The organism is Streptomyces sp. NPDC057743 (genome assembly GCF_042798755.1).
GTDB lineage: Bacteria > Actinomycetota > Actinomycetes > Streptomycetales > Streptomycetaceae > Streptomyces.
This window is the reverse complement of the sequence record NZ_JBHVJX010000007.1, coordinates 253,416-267,595: the sequence shown is the minus strand read 5'-3', so window position 1 is coordinate 267,595 and position 14,180 is coordinate 253,416. Positions and strand designations below refer to the sequence as shown.

Below are 14,180 nucleotides of genomic sequence, written 5' to 3'. Positions count from 1 at the left end.
CGTACCACCGCGCTCACCAGCCTCCCCTTCCGCCCGATTGATTACATTTGCCCCATGTATCAGTCGGAGGACACAGCGTCGGCCCCCGCCCCCGCGACCGCGGTACTGACCGGTTTGGGAGCCTGGCTGCCGCCGCACGAAGTCACCAACGACGATCTCTGCGCCCATCTGGACACCTCGGACGCCTGGATCCGCGAGCGGATCGGCATCGCCGTGCGCCGCCGCGCCGACCCGAAGACGGCCACCGGCGACCTCGCGGCCGAGGCCGGCGCCCGGGCCCTGCGGTCCGCCGGCGTGACCGGCGTGGACGCGGTGGTACTGGCCACCACCACGCCGGACCACCCGTGCCCGGCCACCGCCCCGGATGTCGCCGCCCGGCTCAAACTGGGCAACGTCGCCGCGTTCGACATCGCCGCCGGCTGCTCCGGCTTCCTGTACGCCACGACCGTGGCGGCCGGACTGATCCGCTCCGGGACGGCCGGGCGGGTGCTGGTCATCGGCGCCGAGACGATGTCCGCCATCATCGACCCCGACGACCGGTCGACCGCGCCGATCTTCGGGGACGGTGCGGGCGCCGCCGTCCTGGAGGCCGGCCGCCCCGGACAGGCCGGTTCCCTGGGCGAGGTGGTGTGGGGCAGCGACGGCGAACGCACCGAGGCCATCGTGATCCCGGTCGGCGGCGCGCGGAACCGCGACAGCCGGGACACCGCGCCGAAGGCCGAACGCCACGTCAGGATGCGCGGCAACGAGGTGCTCCGGCACGCCGTCCGCCGCATGACGGCCGCCGCCAACCAGGCTGCCGCGGCGGCGGGTTGGGCCCTTGAGGACGTCGATCGGCTGATCGTCCACCAGGCCAACGCCCGGATCAGCGCCGCCGTTTCCGAGGCGTTGGGCATCCCGCCCGAGCGGGTGCCGTCGAACATCGCGTCGGTGGGCAACACCGCCGCCGCCTCGGTCCCCCTGCTCCTGGCGGACGCCGCCGCCAACGGCGCCCTCCGCCCCGGCCACCGGGTGCTGCTGGTCGCCTTCGGCAGCGGCCTCGCCTGGGCCGCCACGACGCTCGTGTGGCCCGGCGGCCTCGAACCCGAGCGTTGACCGCGCGGCCCGCCCCCACCGGGGCACCGCCCCAACGCCCCGTCCCCGTAAGGAAGTGACCACCATGTACGACCAGTTGAAGGACCTCCTCGTCACCCGCGCCGGGCTGCCCGGCGAACCGATCGTCCCGGAAGCGTCGTTGGCCGCCGCCGGCATCGATTCCATGGCCGTCACCGTGCTGTCCATGGCGCTGGAGGACGTCATGGGCGTGGCGATCGACGAGGACGAGCTGTCCGCGGCACCGTCCGTCGCCGCGCTCGCCGAGCTCATCGCCGACCGCGCCGCCGCGGCCGTCCCGTCCCCGTAGCCGGGAGGCGCGCCATGGAAACCGTGGAGGCCGATGAACGCCTCGTCCCCCTGGCCCTGCGGGGCATGAACTACGCGTGCCGGATCCTCACCCCCCGGCGCCCCTACGGCACCGAACCGCTCGTTCTGATCGGCGGCGCCCTCCAGGACATGTACTCCTGGCCCCGCCTGGAGCGCCGGCTGTCCGCCCACACCACGCTGACGCTGATGGACCTGCCGGGCACCGGAAACGCCGACGATCTGGCCGCCTCCGCCGGCATCGAGTTCCTGGTCGAGGCCACGCTGCACGCCATCGACCGCCTCGGCGCGGACCAGGTCAACATCCTCGGCGCCTCCTTCGGCGCCCCCATCGCCTACCGCCTGGCCCAATCGCACCCGGGCCGCGTCGCGCGTCTGCTGCTCGCCGGGGCCACCCCCCGGCTCGGGCCGCGGCTGACCGCGATGGTCCACCGGGGCCTCGCCTTGGCCGGGAGCACGGGCTCCTCGCCGGCCGACGAAACCGCCCGCCGCGACTACGCCCGCACCATCGTCGACATCCTCGTCAACGACGCCACCCGGCACGAGGTCGCCCAGGGCCCGGCCGCCGCCCGGCTCCTGGAACGCGAGTTGATGCGGGACTCCCAGAGTGCCGCGCTCCGCTACGCGGCCTGCCTTGAGCACCTCTTGGACATCGACCTCTGCCCACCCGGCGGCATTTCCGGCCTCCCCGCGCTCGTCTTCACCGGCGAACACGACTGCACCAGCACCCCGGCGGAGAACGAGGCCGTCGCCGCCACCATCGAGGACTGCACCTTCCTCCTCCTCCGCGACGCCGACCACATGGCCCACCTGGAGCGCGAGGCCGAATACGCCGACCTGGTCACCCGCTTCCTCCGCGACCAACCGGTACACGGGCTGCCGTATTGCCTGCCCAGCGGGCAGTTGCAGGGGCAGTAGGGACGGTTCCGTTGGGCGCCGCGCCCCGCCGGTCGTTGCCGCGTGCGGTGCCTCGGGGCGGATCGGCGGCGGGCCAGGGCGTCGTCAACCCTGCGGATCGGGAGCCAGCAGGCCGGCCAGCACCCGCCGGACGACGCGCTCGAAATGGGCCCCGCTGCCGGCGGCGTGGCCGGCGGCGCCGGGGAGCGCCCCGCCGGTCGGGCCGTTCGCCGCGCCGGTGGTCAACGCCCGTGCCAGCAACGGGTGCGCGCCGCGTCGGGCGGCCGTGTCCAGGTAGGCGGCCTGCGCCGCCTGGCGGCCCGTAGGGGATCGGCGGGCGCGGAGTTCCGCCCCGGACAACATGGCGACCAGGGCGTTCAGCACGCCCACCGCCTCCAGTTTGGCCGGCCCGGTCAGCCCCGCCACCGGCTCCAGCGCGCGCAGCGCGAACTCCAGGTAGTCCAGCGCCCTCGGTCCCGCCCGTAGGGCCTCCGGTGCCACCTCCAGCAGCCAGGGATGGCGCAGTTGGACCCGCTGCGTCCGGGCGGCGAGCGCCACCAGGTCCGTCATCGGGTCTCCCGTAAGCGCCACGTCGAGATCGACCTCCCCGGTGGCGGCGTCGACCATCAGGTCCACCAGGTCGTCCCGGCCGGCGACGTACCGGTAGAGCGAGGCGGGCCCGGTGCCCAGCTCCCGGGCGACCTGCCGGACGGAGACGGCGGCCAGTCCGCCCGCGTCGGCGAGCCCGATCGCGGCCTCGGTGAGCTGCTCGCGGCTCCGCTCGGGCGCGGGTCCGCGCGCACCCCGCGCGGGCCGCTCCCACACCAGCACCATCTCTTCCGCATCCGTCCCCGGGTCCCGCTTGCCGGCCAACTCGCCTCACCTGCCCCTTTGTTCATCCGTCCGGTCAGTGGTAAGCATAGCTCCATAACCGCGAACGGTGTTCGCAGTATTCGCCGCAGCGGCGCCGGACGGAAGGACCGCACACCGCCATGAACGGGAAACGAGACGACGCAATGCGGAACGAAGGGGCTCTCCAGGAGGGAGGCGAGGGCTCGGGCTCGGCTACCTGGAGCGCGACCCGGTGGGCCACCAACGGGGAAGTCCGGCTGGCCTACGACCAGTTGACGCCCCGCCACCCCGAAGGAGAGCCGCTGCTCCTGGTGACCGGACTGGGCGCCTCCAGGCGATGGTTCCCCACCGGCCTGGCCGAAGTACTGGCCGCCCGGGGCTTCGACCTCGCCCGGTACGACCAACGGGACGGGGGCGAATCCACCCACCTGCCGCCCACCGCCACCACCAACCCCCTCTCCTCCCTCCTCCGCAGGCGCGGCGACGCCTACACCGCCGAGGACATGGCCGACGACGCCGTCGCGGTGCTGGACGCGCTGGGCTGGGACTCCGCGCACCTCTTCGGCATGTCGCTCGGCGGCGCGGTCGCCCAACGCGTCGCGCTGCGCCACCCCCGACGCGTCCGCACGCTGACCTCCGTGTCGGCCGTCCCCGGGGACATCGCCGGACCGGCCACCCTGCGCCACGTCCGGCTCCGCACCCTCGCCCGGCTCAGCCGCATGCGGTACCCCAGCACCCCCGGTGGCCACATCGAGGCCGGCGTGGCACTCGCCCGCCTCCTCGGCTCCCCCGCCCGCCCCTTCGACGAGCGGGCCGTCCGGGCCCAACTCGCCGACGCCCCCGACCCCGGTATCCTCGACGCCCGTAGCCAGAGCCGGCAGATCGGCGCCCAGTGGCACGGCCCGACCATCGACCGCATCACCGCGCCGACCCTCGTCCTGCACGGCCTGGACGACCCCCTCATCAAGCCGTCGGCGGGCCTGGCGGTCGCCGCACGCATACCGGGCGCCCGCTTCGTCCCACTCCCCGAAACGGGCCACGAGTTGCCACCACACGTGTGGCACGACATCGCCCACCACGTACGCCGGCTCGCCGACGGCTGACGCACACCGCCCACGAGCCGCCGCCCCAACTGGTCGGCGCCCGCCGCCAGTAGGGCGCCGGGGCGGCGGTTGCGCCGGACGCAGCAGCGCCCGTTTGACGGGGCAGACGGGACCACCGACGTTGGGGGCGGGGCCGAAGCCGTCGGACGGCCGACGGGCAACCGGGAGAGGCGGATCACGATCGTGCAGAGCATGCCGGCCGACGGCGCACCACGGCAGTTCACCCGCGACAAGAAGGTCTACTTCCACCACTGCGACCCCGCCGGAGTCGTCTTCTTCGCGCAGTACCTGGTCTTCCTGAACGAGATCGTCCAGGAGTGGTTCGAGGCCGGCCTGACCGTCGACTACCCCGAACTCCTCCTGGAGCGGCGCATCGGCATGCCGACCGCCCGCGTCGAATGCGACTTCCTGGCCCCGAGCACCCTGGGTGACACGCTGCGCTTCACCCTGTCCGTGGAGCGGACCGGCAAGAGCTCGTTCCACCTCCTACTGGTCGGCACGGGCCCGGACCCCTCGGACGTACGGGTGCGCATCAAGGCCGCGCTGGTGTGCACCTCTCTCGACACCCACCGGGCGGTCCCCCTCCCCGACGACGTCCGCACCGCGCTCCAGGAGTGGCCGGCAACGAAGCTGAGCATCTGACGGGCGCGCCACTTCCACGGAGACATACGGGCGCCCACCGGTCCCGCCGTCCCAGTAGCCGACGCACTCTTGCGGGCGCACACCAGGCGCTGTGGACTTCCCCGGTGACGACGACTCGCACCCTGTACGTGATCGCCTGCGCCGCCCCGCCGGTCCGCCGCATCGACGTGCCCGTCCGCGCCGCCCAGAGCGCCGGCTGGGACGTCTGCGTGGTGCTGACGCCCGCCGCGTATCGGTGGGCATCCGAGGACACCGACGGCGCGGTCGAGGCCCTGACCGACCTCACCGGGCACCCGGTCCGCCACCAGTACAAGCTGCCGAGCCAGCCGGACGTACTGCCGCCGCCGGACACCCTGTTGGCCGCCGGCATCACCGTGCCGCTCGGGGCGACGGCTTCACACCGCACCCGCCGAAGGCCGGGAATCCCGACGCCTACCCCTGGCAGGCCGCCCTGGACGCGCTGCCTTCCTAGGGCCCCTCCAACCCTGACCCTGGGGACACTGCCTAGCGCACCCCTCACCCGACGCGTCCCGCTTCGCCCGTCTTGCCGCCGCCCTTGTCCGCCCGTATGCACCTTGACGCCACCAACGGGCGGGCATCCTCAGGGAAGCGTGCTCTACTGCCGCAGCACGACCCCCCACCCTTCCGCTGCACGAAGGAGACTGCGCACATGCCGCATCGCCGGACAACAGCTGACACTTCCCCCACTCCCCCAACTGCCGCCTCGGGCCGCCCGGCACCGAGCCGTAGATGGGTACTGGCCGGGCTGGCCGCGGCGGCCCCGGCGATCCTCACGGCTTGCGGCGGCCACAAGGAGGCCGCAGCCGCCATCGCTCCGCACGGGCCCGGGAAGGCCGCGCCCGGGGACTCCACCGTCATCATGATCATCAGGCACGGCGAGAAGCCCGACAAGCACCACCCCGGCATCGACGAACACGGCCACGAGGACCACAAGTCGCTCACCCAGCGCGGCTGGGACCGGGCCAACGGGCTGCCCAAGCTCTTCGACCCGCCGGCAGGAAAGCCCCTCCCGGCCGGCCTCCAGCGCCCGCGGACCCTCTACGCCGCCACCGACCAGGGCCCGAACGCCGGCGCCCACCGGATGCGACAGACCGTCACCCCGCTCGCCCATCACATGGGCCTCAAACTCAACCTGGATTACGCGGAGTCCGAGGAGAGCAACCTCGCGAAGGCCGCCCTCGCCGCCACCGGCCCGGTGCTGATTTGCTGGGAGCACAGCCGCATCCCTGACATCGTCGACGCGCTCGGCGCCTCGGACACCGGCGTCCCGCACAAGTGGCCCGACCGCTTCGATCTGGTCTGGGTCTTCACCCACGCCAAGGGCTCCTGGGCCTTCCACCAGGTCAACCAGCACCTGCTGCCTGGCGACGCCTGACGGGACACCCCGGAGTACCGCTCGCAGCCGTCCCATACCGAGGGTTGGCACCCCTTCTGCTGATCAACCCAGGGTGGGAGCCCACCTTTCCACCCGCGCTCCGATGCCCCAGCACCCCACCGACTGATGCAATGTCCTCAGAACGCCAGCCAGTAAGGCTTGTTGAGGAGGTGACAGCGGCAAGACAGCGGGGTCTTCCCCGCACACAGGGCACATGATCACGGGGAGCGCAGCATGTCGGACAAGGTGTCACACCCATTCTTCGCACGGCTCTATCCACGCATCAGCGCCTATGCGGATGCCCACGGTTCGCTCGAACACCGACGGGAGTTGCTCGCGGGCGCCCGGGGCAGAGTGGTCGAGATCGGTGCGGGGATCGGCTCCAACTTCCGGCACTATCCGGCGGAGGTGGAGCGGGTCTTCGCGGTGGAGCCCGAGCCCAGACTGCGGGGCCTCGCCGCACGGGCCGCGGCCACGGCGCGGATACCGGTCGAGGTGCTGCCGGGTCGAGCGGAGCGCCTACCGCTCGACGACGCAAGCGTCGACGTGGTGGTGGCCTCACTCGTCCTGTGCACCATCGCGGACGTCCCCGCCGCGCTCGCCGAGGCCCTGCGGGTCCTGAAGCCGACCGGCGAACTGCGCTTCTACGAGCACGTCCGGGCGCAAGACCCTCGCGTCTACCGGCGGCAGCGCATACTCAATCCGCTCTGGCGGCTGGCCGGAGGGGGATGCAACGTCACACGGGACACGGAAGCCGCCATCCGGAGGGCGGGTTTCACGATCGAGACCGTGCGGCGGTTCGAGTTCCGCCCCGACAGCAGGGCGTATCCGGCATCCCCCTCGATCATCGGGACCGCCCGCCCGAGCGGCGCCTCCGGCTGACGAGCGGCAGCCGCAACGGGGAGGTGCGGAGGGGCTGTTGGGCTCCTCTGGTCTGCCTCACAGGCCAGAGGAGCGAGTCAAGCCACCGGGCCGGCCTCAGCGCCCTCGAACAGCGGCGGGCGCGGGCCGGGAAGGGAGGACGGGCCGGGCTGGGGGGGGCACGGGGCGGGCGGGGGGAGGGGCGGGGGGCAGGGGGCAGGGGCGGGGCAGGGGGCAGGGCCGATCACGGGGCGCGGTTCGGACATGGCGCGCTCGAAGCCAGGGCCGGCTGGAAGTCCTCGATGCCAGATGCCAGATGCCCGATACCGGTCCCCGATACCGAGCCCAGACACCGGTCCCGCTACAGGTCCCCGGAACGGAACCTCGACACGACCCCGGCCCCGACCCCGCCCCCAAGAACGGGGCTCCGATACGCCCCCCGACCCCAAGAACAGGGCTCCGACACGCCCCCGCCCCCCAGCCCCGTCCTCACCCCAGTGCCCGGTCCAGGTTGAATGCTGCGCTGATCAGGGCCAAGTGGGTAAAGGCTTGGGGGAAGTTGCCGATCTGTTCGCCGGTGCGGCCGATTTCTTCGGCGTAGAGGCCGAGGTGGTTGGCGTAGGTGAGCATCTTCTCGAAGGCGAGGCGGGCCTCGTCGAGGCGGCCGGCGCGGGAGAGCGCCTCGACGTACCAGAACGAGCAGATGGAGAAGGTGCCTTCCTCGCCGCGGAGGCCGTCGGGGCTGTTCTTGGGGTCGTAGCGGTAGACCAGGGAGTCGGAGACGAGTTCGTCGCCGAGGGCGTCCAGGGTGGAGAGCCACTTCGGGTCGGTCGGCGAGATGAACTTGGCGAGCGGCATCATCAGGACGGCGGCGTCCAGGACGTCGGCGCCCTCGTGTTGGACGAACGCCCCGCGCTCGGCGGACCAACCGCGCTGCATGATGCGCCGGTAGATCGCGTCGCGCTCCTTCCCCCAGCGGATCATGTCGGCGGGTAGACCGCGGTGGCGGGCGATGCGCATGGCGCGTTCGATGGCCACCCAGCACATCAGCTGCGAGTAGAGGAAGTTCTGGATCTTGCCGCGGGTCTCCCAGATCCCCTCGTCCGGCTGGTCCCAGTTGTCGCACACCCAGTTGACCAGGCTGCAGACGGTGTCCCAGTGGTCGCTGGAGAGCGGCTGGCCCCACTTGTCGTAGAGGTAGAGGGAGTCGATCAGGGCGCCGTAGATGTCGAGTTGGAGCTGGTTGACGGCGTTGTTGCCGATGCGGACCGGGGCGGACCCCAAGTGGCCTTCGAGGTGCGGGAGTTCCAGTTCAGGGAGTTCGCTGCGGCCGTCGATGCCGTACATGATCTGGAGCGGGCCGTGGGCGCAGTCCTTCAGGCAGATCTTCGAGGAGAGGAAGTGCACGAACGACTCCGCTTCGTCGGTGAAGCCGAGGCGGAGCAGGGCGTAGATGCAGAAGGCGGCGTCCCGGACCCAGGCGTAGCGGTAGTCCCAGTTGCGCTCGCCGCCGATCTGTTCGGGCAGGCTGGTGGTGGGGGCGGCGACGATGGCGCCGGTCGGTGCGTAGGTGAGGAGTTTGAGGGTGAGGGCGGAGCGGTGCACCATCTCCCGCCAGCGTCCGCGGTAGCGGGAGTGGGCGAGCCAGCCGCGCCAGTAGCGCACGGTGGCACCGAAGAGTTGCTCGGCCTCACGGACGGCGCAGAAGCGGGGTTCGACGCCGTCGCCGATCCGGTCGAGGGCGAAGACGGCGGCCTCGCCCTCGGCGAGGGTGAACGAGGCGTGGGCGTCCGGTCCGTCGATGTCGACGGGGACGCTGGAGGTGAGCGCGAGGGAGAGTTCCGATGAGTCGAAGACGGTCAGGCCCTGGTGGTGGCCGGTGACGGTGTGCGTCTGCCGCCCGTAGTCGAAGCGGGGCGCCACGCGGACGTGGAACGGCAGGGAGCCGCGGACGCAGAGCACGCGTCGGATCAGCCGGTGCCGGTCGGCCTCGCGGGAGTCGCCGACGATGGGCATGAAGTCCTGGACTTCGGCGACGCCGTTGTCCGCGAAGAAGCGGGTGATGAGGATGTTGGTGTCGGGGAAGTAGAACTGCTTGGTGCGGGCCGGTACGTCGGGGGCGAGGGCGAAGGCCCCGCCGCGGTCGGCGTCGAGGAGCGCGGCGAAGACGCTGGGGGCGTCGAAGCGGGTACAGCAGTACCAGTCGATGGTGCCGTTGGTGCCGACGAGGGCGGCGGTGCGCATGTCGCCGATCAGGCCGTGTTCGGCGATGGGGACATAGCGCGGGGCATCGGCCCTGCTGGGGCGGAGGCTCGTGGTGGGTGTCGTCAGGAGCCCCGTGGGCGTCGTCATCTGGCCTCCCCTGCGCTGGGGGAACGAGCAGGAGCAGTGGATTCAGGCTACCTCCGGGCGGGTCGGCGTCGCCCGTCCACGGCTGCCGCCGGTCCGTGGGCGGTGCGGAGCCATGGCCAGGACGTAAGAGAGCCGCAAATTCCGTCGCCGGCCGGGTCGGTGTGGGTGGGCGAGGGCCTAGATTCGGTGCTGGCCGGGAGGCGGCCGTGGACGGCGGACGCGCAGGTCGGCGGCGGTCCGTGGACCCCATGCCGATGCTGTCGAACCTGCGCGCCCTGGCTGTGTGCGCCTGGGTACCGGGACGGGCGTCTCCTGGCTCCTTCTTCCGTATCCGCCGCTCCAGAAAGCCTGCGCGCATGCCTGCTGCCCCGTCCCGCGTCCCCGTCCCCTCGCCGACGGCTCCGGAGCACGCCATGGGGGACGTCCCCGTGCGTGGCGCTGGTGGGTCCGGAGGCGGTTCGGGTGGTCACCATCGAGGTCAGCGGCGGCGACGGGCGCCGGCCGGGTTGTTCGATCCGCGGGTGTTGCTGACGGCGTTGCCGGAGGCTATGCGGAAGCTGCATCCGCGGGCGCTGGCCAGGAATCCGGTGTTGTTCGTGGTGGCCTGTGGTTCGCTGCTGACGACGCTGTCCGCGGTGTTGTATCCGTCGGTGTTCAGCTGGGTGATCAGCGGGTGGCTGTGGCTGACGGTGGTGTTCGCGCAGCTCGCGGAGGCGGTCGCCGAGGGGCGGGGCCGGGCGCAGGCGGCGTCGTTGCGCCGGGCCCGGACGGATCTCATGGCGCGGCGGTTGCGGGACAACTGGCGGGTGGGGGTGCATCTGGAGAGTGCGGTCACCGAGACGGTGCCGGCGTCGGATCTGCGGCCGTTCGACTTCGTGGTGATCGAGGCGGGCGAGGCGGTGCCGGCGGACGGTGAGGTGGTCGACGGGGTGGCCAGCGTCGACGAGTCGGCGGTGACCGGGGAGTCGGCGCCGGTGTTGCGGGCGGCGGGTGGTGACCGGTCCGGGGTGACGGGCGGTACGACGGTGTTGTCGGACCGGATCGTGGTGCGGGTGACCTCGCGGTCCGGGCATTCCTTCCTGGATCGGATGATCGCGCTGGTGGAGGGTGCGGCGCGGCAGCGGACGCCCAACGAGATCGCGCTGCACATCCTGTTGGCCGCGCTGACCATCGTGTTCATCCTGGTGGTGGTGACGCTCCAGCCGATGGCGTCGTACGCGGGTGCGGCGCAGCAGACGGCGGTGTTGGTGGCGCTGCTGGTCACGTTGATCCCGACGACGATCGGGGCGCTGTTGTCGGCGATCGGCATCGCGGGAATGGACCGGTTGGTGCAGCGGAACGTGGTGGCGATGTCGGGTCGTGCGGTGGAGGCGGCGGGGGATATCAACACCCTGTTGCTCGACAAGACCGGGACGATCACACTGGGTCACCGGGAGGCGGTGGCGTTCGTGCCGATGCCGGGGGGTGATGAGCTGGCGCTCGCGGATGCCGCGCAGTTGTCGTCGTTGGCGGACGAGACGCCGGAGGGGCGTTCGGTGGTGGCGCTGGCGCGGGAGAAGTACGGGTTGGAGGCGCCGACGGAGGGGGAGCTGGCGTTTGTGCGGTATGTGGCGTTCAGCGCGCGGACGCGGATGAGCGGGGTGGACCTGCGTTGGGCGGACGGTTCGGAAGCTGCGGACGGGTCCGGGTCGGGTGGTCGGTATCCGGGTGAGGTGGTGATCCGCAAGGGGGCGTCCGCGCAGATCATCGAGTGGATGGGGCAGTTGGGGGGTGAAGTGCCCGCGGAGGCGCGGTTGTTCAGCGATGCGATCAGCGCGGCCGGGGGGACGCCGTTGCTGGTGGCGATGGAAGACCGGCGGGGGCCGCGGGTGTTGGGGGTGGTGCATCTGAAGGACGTGGTCAAGGAGGGGATTCGGGAGCGGTTCTCCGAGCTGCGGCGGATGGGCATCCGGACGGTGATGGTCACCGGTGACAATCCGTTGACGGCGCGGGCGATCGCGCACGAGGCGGGGGTGGATGACTATCTGGCGGAGGCCACTCCGGAGGAGAAGCTGGGGTTGATCGTCCGGGAGCAGGCGGGCGGGCGGCTGGTGGCGATGACCGGTGACGGGACGAACGACGCACCGGCGTTGGCGCAGGCGGACGTCGGGGTGGCGATGAACACCGGCACTTCCGCCGCGAAGGAGGCCGGGAACATGGTGGATCTCGACTCCAACCCGACGAAGCTGATCGAGATCGTGGAGGTGGGCAAGCAACTGCTCATCACGCGCGGGGCGTTGACGACGTTTTCGATCACCAACGATGTGGCGAAGTACTTCGCGATCATTCCGGCGATGTTCGCGGGGGTGTATCCGGGGTTGTCGACGCTGAACGTGATGGAGCTGCACAGTCCGACGTCGGCGATCACGTCGGCGATCATCTTCAATGCGCTGGTGATCGTGGCGCTGATTCCGCTGGCGTTGCGCGGGGTGCGGTATCGGCCGGCGTCCGCACACGACCTGCTCCGTCGGAACCTGGCGTTCTTCGGCCTGGGCGGCCTGGTGGCGCCGTTCCTCGGGATCAAGCTGATCGATCTGTTGATCTCGGGGATTCCGGGGCTGGGTTGAGGCGCGGGCCGGGTCAGCCGACGTGGACGCGGGGGCGTCGGCTGCGGTCCGGTTCGGCCTCGCGGAGCACTTCCCGGGTGACGGGGGCGACTTCGCCCTGGCCGAAGAGGAAGTAGCGCAGGAATTGGGCGAGGGGGTTGCCCTCGGTCCATTCGAAGTAGATGTGCGGGCGTTGTCCGGTGGTGTCGCGGATGTGGAGGAGGAGGGCGGCCAGCGCGTTGGAGACGGCGGCGCTCTCCAGTTTGAGGACGCGGTAACGGTCGTGCACGACATGGCCGTTGACGTGCAGTTCGCTCTCGAATTCGGAGGGGTCGCCGATGGTGACCTCGACGAACACCAGGTCGTCTTCGGCGGGGATGTCGTTGTCGGCGCGGATCTGTTGGGCCTTGTTGCGGTATTCGGTGAGGTCGCCGCGGTGGGGTTCGTTGGCGATGAGGCGGATGCGGCGTTGGGCGATGTCGCGGACGAAGCGTTGGGCGGTGTCGTCCAGGACGACGGCGGTGACGCGGAGTTCGAAGGCGCGGGCGAGGCGTGAGGTGAAGGAGAGCAGGATGATGCCGGCGATGAAGCAGGCGCCGATCTTTACGCCGTCGGGACGTTCGATGATGTTGGTGATGGTGGTGTAGAGGAACACCACGGAGATCACGGCGAATCCGATGGCCCAGCGGTTCTGTTGGGCGCGGTGGGCGGCGATGGTGACGGCGATCGCGGCGGAGCTGATGAGGACCAGGACGCCGGTGGCGTAGGCGCCGCCCTGGGCGTCGACGTCGGCGTCGAAGAGCCAGGTGACCAGGAAGGCGACGGCGGTGAAGACCAGCACCATGGGGCGGACGGCGCGGGCCCAGTGGGGCGCCATGCCGTAGCGCGGGAGGTACTGCGGCATCAGGTTGAGCAGCCCGGCCATCGCGGAGGCGCCGGCGAACCAGAGGATGGCGATGGTGGAGATGTCGTAGACGGTGCCGAAGGCGGGGCCGAGGTATTGGTGCGCGAGGTAGGCGAGGGCGCGGCCGTTGGCCGGTCCGCCGGGGCGGAAGGCGGGGGCGGGGATGAGGAGGGTGGTGACGAAGCTGGTGATGATGAGGAAGATGCTCATGATGACGGCGGCGGTGGTCAGCAGCTTCTTGGCGCCCCGGATCCGACCGGTGGGGCGGGCCTCGGTGTCGTCGGGGTCGCCCTCGATGTGCGGCATGACGGCGACGCCGGTCTCGAACCCCGAGAGGCCGAGGGCCAGTTTGGGGAAGACCAGGAGGGCCACCGCGATCATGGCCGGAATGCTGCCGTGTTGGACGGTCAGCACATGGGTCCAGTCGGTGATGACGTGCTCGGCGGTGACGACGTGCCAGACGCCGGTGACGGCGACGACGGCGTTGAGCACGAGGTAGATGCCGACGAGGACGACGGCCACCCCGATCGCCTCCAGGAACCCCTTGAGGAAGACCGCGCCGAGCAGGGCGATGAGGACCAGCGTGACGATCATCTGGCGGCCTTGCAGGGCGCTGTGGACGTGAGGGTTCTCGACGAGGTGGGTGGCGGCGTCGGCGGCGGACAGGGTGATGGTGATGAGGAAGTCGGTGGCGGCGAAGCCCAGCAGGGTGAGGACGAACAGCTTGCCCTTCCAGAAGGACAGCAGGCGTTCGAGCATCGCGATGGAGCCCTGGCCGTGCGGGCTTTCGGTGGCGACCCGACGGTAGACGGGGAGCGCGCCGGCGAGGGTGACGACAACCAGGACGAGGGTGGCGATGGGTGAGAGGAGGCCGGCGGCGAGCGCGGCGATGCCCGGTTGGTAGCCGAGGGTGGAGAAGTAGTCGACGCCGGTCAGACACATCACGCGCCACCAGCGCTGGCCCCGGTGGGCGGGTTGTTCGGCGGGGGCGCGGTGCGCGGCGCCGAGGTCGGCGAGGCCCTGGAGCATCCAGGCGCGCAGGCGTTGCCGCGCACTGGGCGTGGCACCGGCAGGGGCGGAGGCGGCCATCGTGTGCTCCCGTCGTACACCGAAAGGATCCGGCCATCGTTAGGCGGCGGGGTCAGCGTACGCATTTCCGGGGGCGGGGC

At 71.4% G+C, this 14,180-nt stretch carries 11 protein-coding genes; 8 read left to right on the top strand and 3 right to left on the bottom strand.

Going from position 1 to position 14,180, the window contains the following annotated elements:
• Positions 1-54: 54 nt before the first annotated feature.
• From ACFVFQ_RS10975 to ACFVFQ_RS10965, 3 genes are all read left to right on the top strand, one after another.
• Complete coding sequence (locus tag ACFVFQ_RS10975; protein WP_383412283.1) at positions 55-1,095, top strand: beta-ketoacyl-ACP synthase III; 1,041 nt, start codon at positions 55-57, stop codon at positions 1,093-1,095.
• 64 nt (positions 1,096-1,159) lie between these two features.
• Complete coding sequence (locus ACFVFQ_RS10970) at positions 1,160-1,402, top strand: acyl carrier protein (RefSeq protein ID WP_383412280.1); 243 nt, start codon at positions 1,160-1,162, stop codon at positions 1,400-1,402.
• A gap of 14 nt (positions 1,403-1,416) precedes the next feature.
• A complete protein-coding gene (locus tag ACFVFQ_RS10965; protein WP_383412277.1) occupies positions 1,417-2,337 on the top strand; it encodes an alpha/beta fold hydrolase in 921 nt (306 codons plus the stop codon).
• A gap of 84 nt (positions 2,338-2,421) precedes the next feature.
• Here ACFVFQ_RS10965 and ACFVFQ_RS10960 read toward each other — a convergent pair whose 3' ends face one another.
• Positions 2,422-3,150: a TetR/AcrR family transcriptional regulator gene (locus ACFVFQ_RS10960; protein WP_383412380.1), complete on the bottom strand. Its 729-nt coding sequence runs from the start codon at positions 3,148-3,150 to the stop codon at positions 2,422-2,424.
• A gap of 182 nt (positions 3,151-3,332) precedes the next feature.
• Here ACFVFQ_RS10960 and ACFVFQ_RS10955 point away from each other — a divergent pair, with 182 nt between their 5' ends.
• The 4 genes from ACFVFQ_RS10955 (at position 3,333) to ACFVFQ_RS10940 (ending at position 7,191) form a co-directional block, all read left to right on the top strand.
• Positions 3,333-4,271 (top strand): alpha/beta fold hydrolase, encoded by a 939-nt coding sequence (locus tag ACFVFQ_RS10955; protein ID WP_383412274.1) that lies wholly within the window; start codon positions 3,333-3,335, stop codon positions 4,269-4,271.
• 192 nt (positions 4,272-4,463) lie between these two features.
• Positions 4,464-4,913, top strand: coding sequence for an acyl-CoA thioesterase (locus ACFVFQ_RS10950; RefSeq protein WP_383412376.1), 450 nt, complete (start codon positions 4,464-4,466; stop codon positions 4,911-4,913).
• 880 nt (positions 4,914-5,793) lie between these two features.
• Positions 5,794-6,309, top strand: a complete 516-nt coding sequence (locus ACFVFQ_RS10945; protein WP_383412271.1) for a hypothetical protein — start codon at positions 5,794-5,796, stop codon at positions 6,307-6,309.
• Between the two features lie 234 nt (positions 6,310-6,543).
• On the top strand, positions 6,544-7,191 hold the full coding sequence (locus ACFVFQ_RS10940; RefSeq protein ID WP_383412268.1) for a class I SAM-dependent methyltransferase: 648 nt from the start codon (positions 6,544-6,546) through the stop codon (positions 7,189-7,191).
• Between the two features lie 468 nt (positions 7,192-7,659).
• On the opposite strand, the gene ACFVFQ_RS10935 is transcribed toward ACFVFQ_RS10940, so the two are convergent.
• Positions 7,660-9,522, bottom strand: coding sequence for a glycoside hydrolase family 15 protein (locus ACFVFQ_RS10935; protein WP_383412265.1), 1,863 nt, complete (start codon positions 9,520-9,522; stop codon positions 7,660-7,662).
• 413 nt (positions 9,523-9,935) lie between these two features.
• Here ACFVFQ_RS10935 and kdpB point away from each other — a divergent pair, with 413 nt between their 5' ends.
• A complete protein-coding gene (gene kdpB / locus ACFVFQ_RS10930) occupies positions 9,936-12,128 on the top strand; it encodes a potassium-transporting ATPase subunit KdpB (protein WP_383412373.1) in 2,193 nt (730 codons plus the stop codon).
• A 13-nt stretch (positions 12,129-12,141) separates the two neighbouring features.
• Here kdpB and ACFVFQ_RS10925 read toward each other — a convergent pair whose 3' ends face one another.
• The gene (locus ACFVFQ_RS10925) at positions 12,142-14,100 is read right to left on the bottom strand and encodes an amino acid transporter (protein ID WP_383412262.1); all 1,959 of its coding nucleotides are present in this window, start codon (positions 14,098-14,100) and stop codon (positions 12,142-12,144) included.
• Positions 14,101-14,180: the final 80 nt, after the last annotated feature.

Bases quoted from the DNA above. Each gene is read 5' to 3' on its own strand.
- ACFVFQ_RS10975 (WP_383412283.1), top strand. From the start codon at position 55: ATGTATCAGTCGGAGGACACAGCGTCGGCCCCCGCCCCCGCGACCGCG.
- ACFVFQ_RS10970 (WP_383412280.1), top strand. From the start codon at position 1,160: ATGTACGACCAGTTGAAGGACCTCCTCGTCACCCGCGCCGGGCTGCCC.
- ACFVFQ_RS10965 (WP_383412277.1), top strand. From the start codon at position 1,417: ATGGAAACCGTGGAGGCCGATGAACGCCTCGTCCCCCTGGCCCTGCGG.
- ACFVFQ_RS10960 (WP_383412380.1), bottom strand. From the start codon at position 3,150: ATGGTGCTGGTGTGGGAGCGGCCCGCGCGGGGTGCGCGCGGACCCGCG.
- ACFVFQ_RS10955 (WP_383412274.1), top strand. From the start codon at position 3,333: ATGCGGAACGAAGGGGCTCTCCAGGAGGGAGGCGAGGGCTCGGGCTCG.
- ACFVFQ_RS10950 (WP_383412376.1), top strand. From the start codon at position 4,464: ATGCCGGCCGACGGCGCACCACGGCAGTTCACCCGCGACAAGAAGGTC.
- ACFVFQ_RS10945 (WP_383412271.1), top strand. From the start codon at position 5,794: ATGATCATCAGGCACGGCGAGAAGCCCGACAAGCACCACCCCGGCATC.
- ACFVFQ_RS10940 (WP_383412268.1), top strand. From the start codon at position 6,544: ATGTCGGACAAGGTGTCACACCCATTCTTCGCACGGCTCTATCCACGC.
- ACFVFQ_RS10935 (WP_383412265.1), bottom strand. From the start codon at position 9,522: ATGACGACGCCCACGGGGCTCCTGACGACACCCACCACGAGCCTCCGC.
- kdpB (WP_383412373.1), top strand. From the start codon at position 9,936: ATGGGGGACGTCCCCGTGCGTGGCGCTGGTGGGTCCGGAGGCGGTTCG.
- ACFVFQ_RS10925 (WP_383412262.1), bottom strand. From the start codon at position 14,100: ATGGCCGCCTCCGCCCCTGCCGGTGCCACGCCCAGTGCGCGGCAACGC.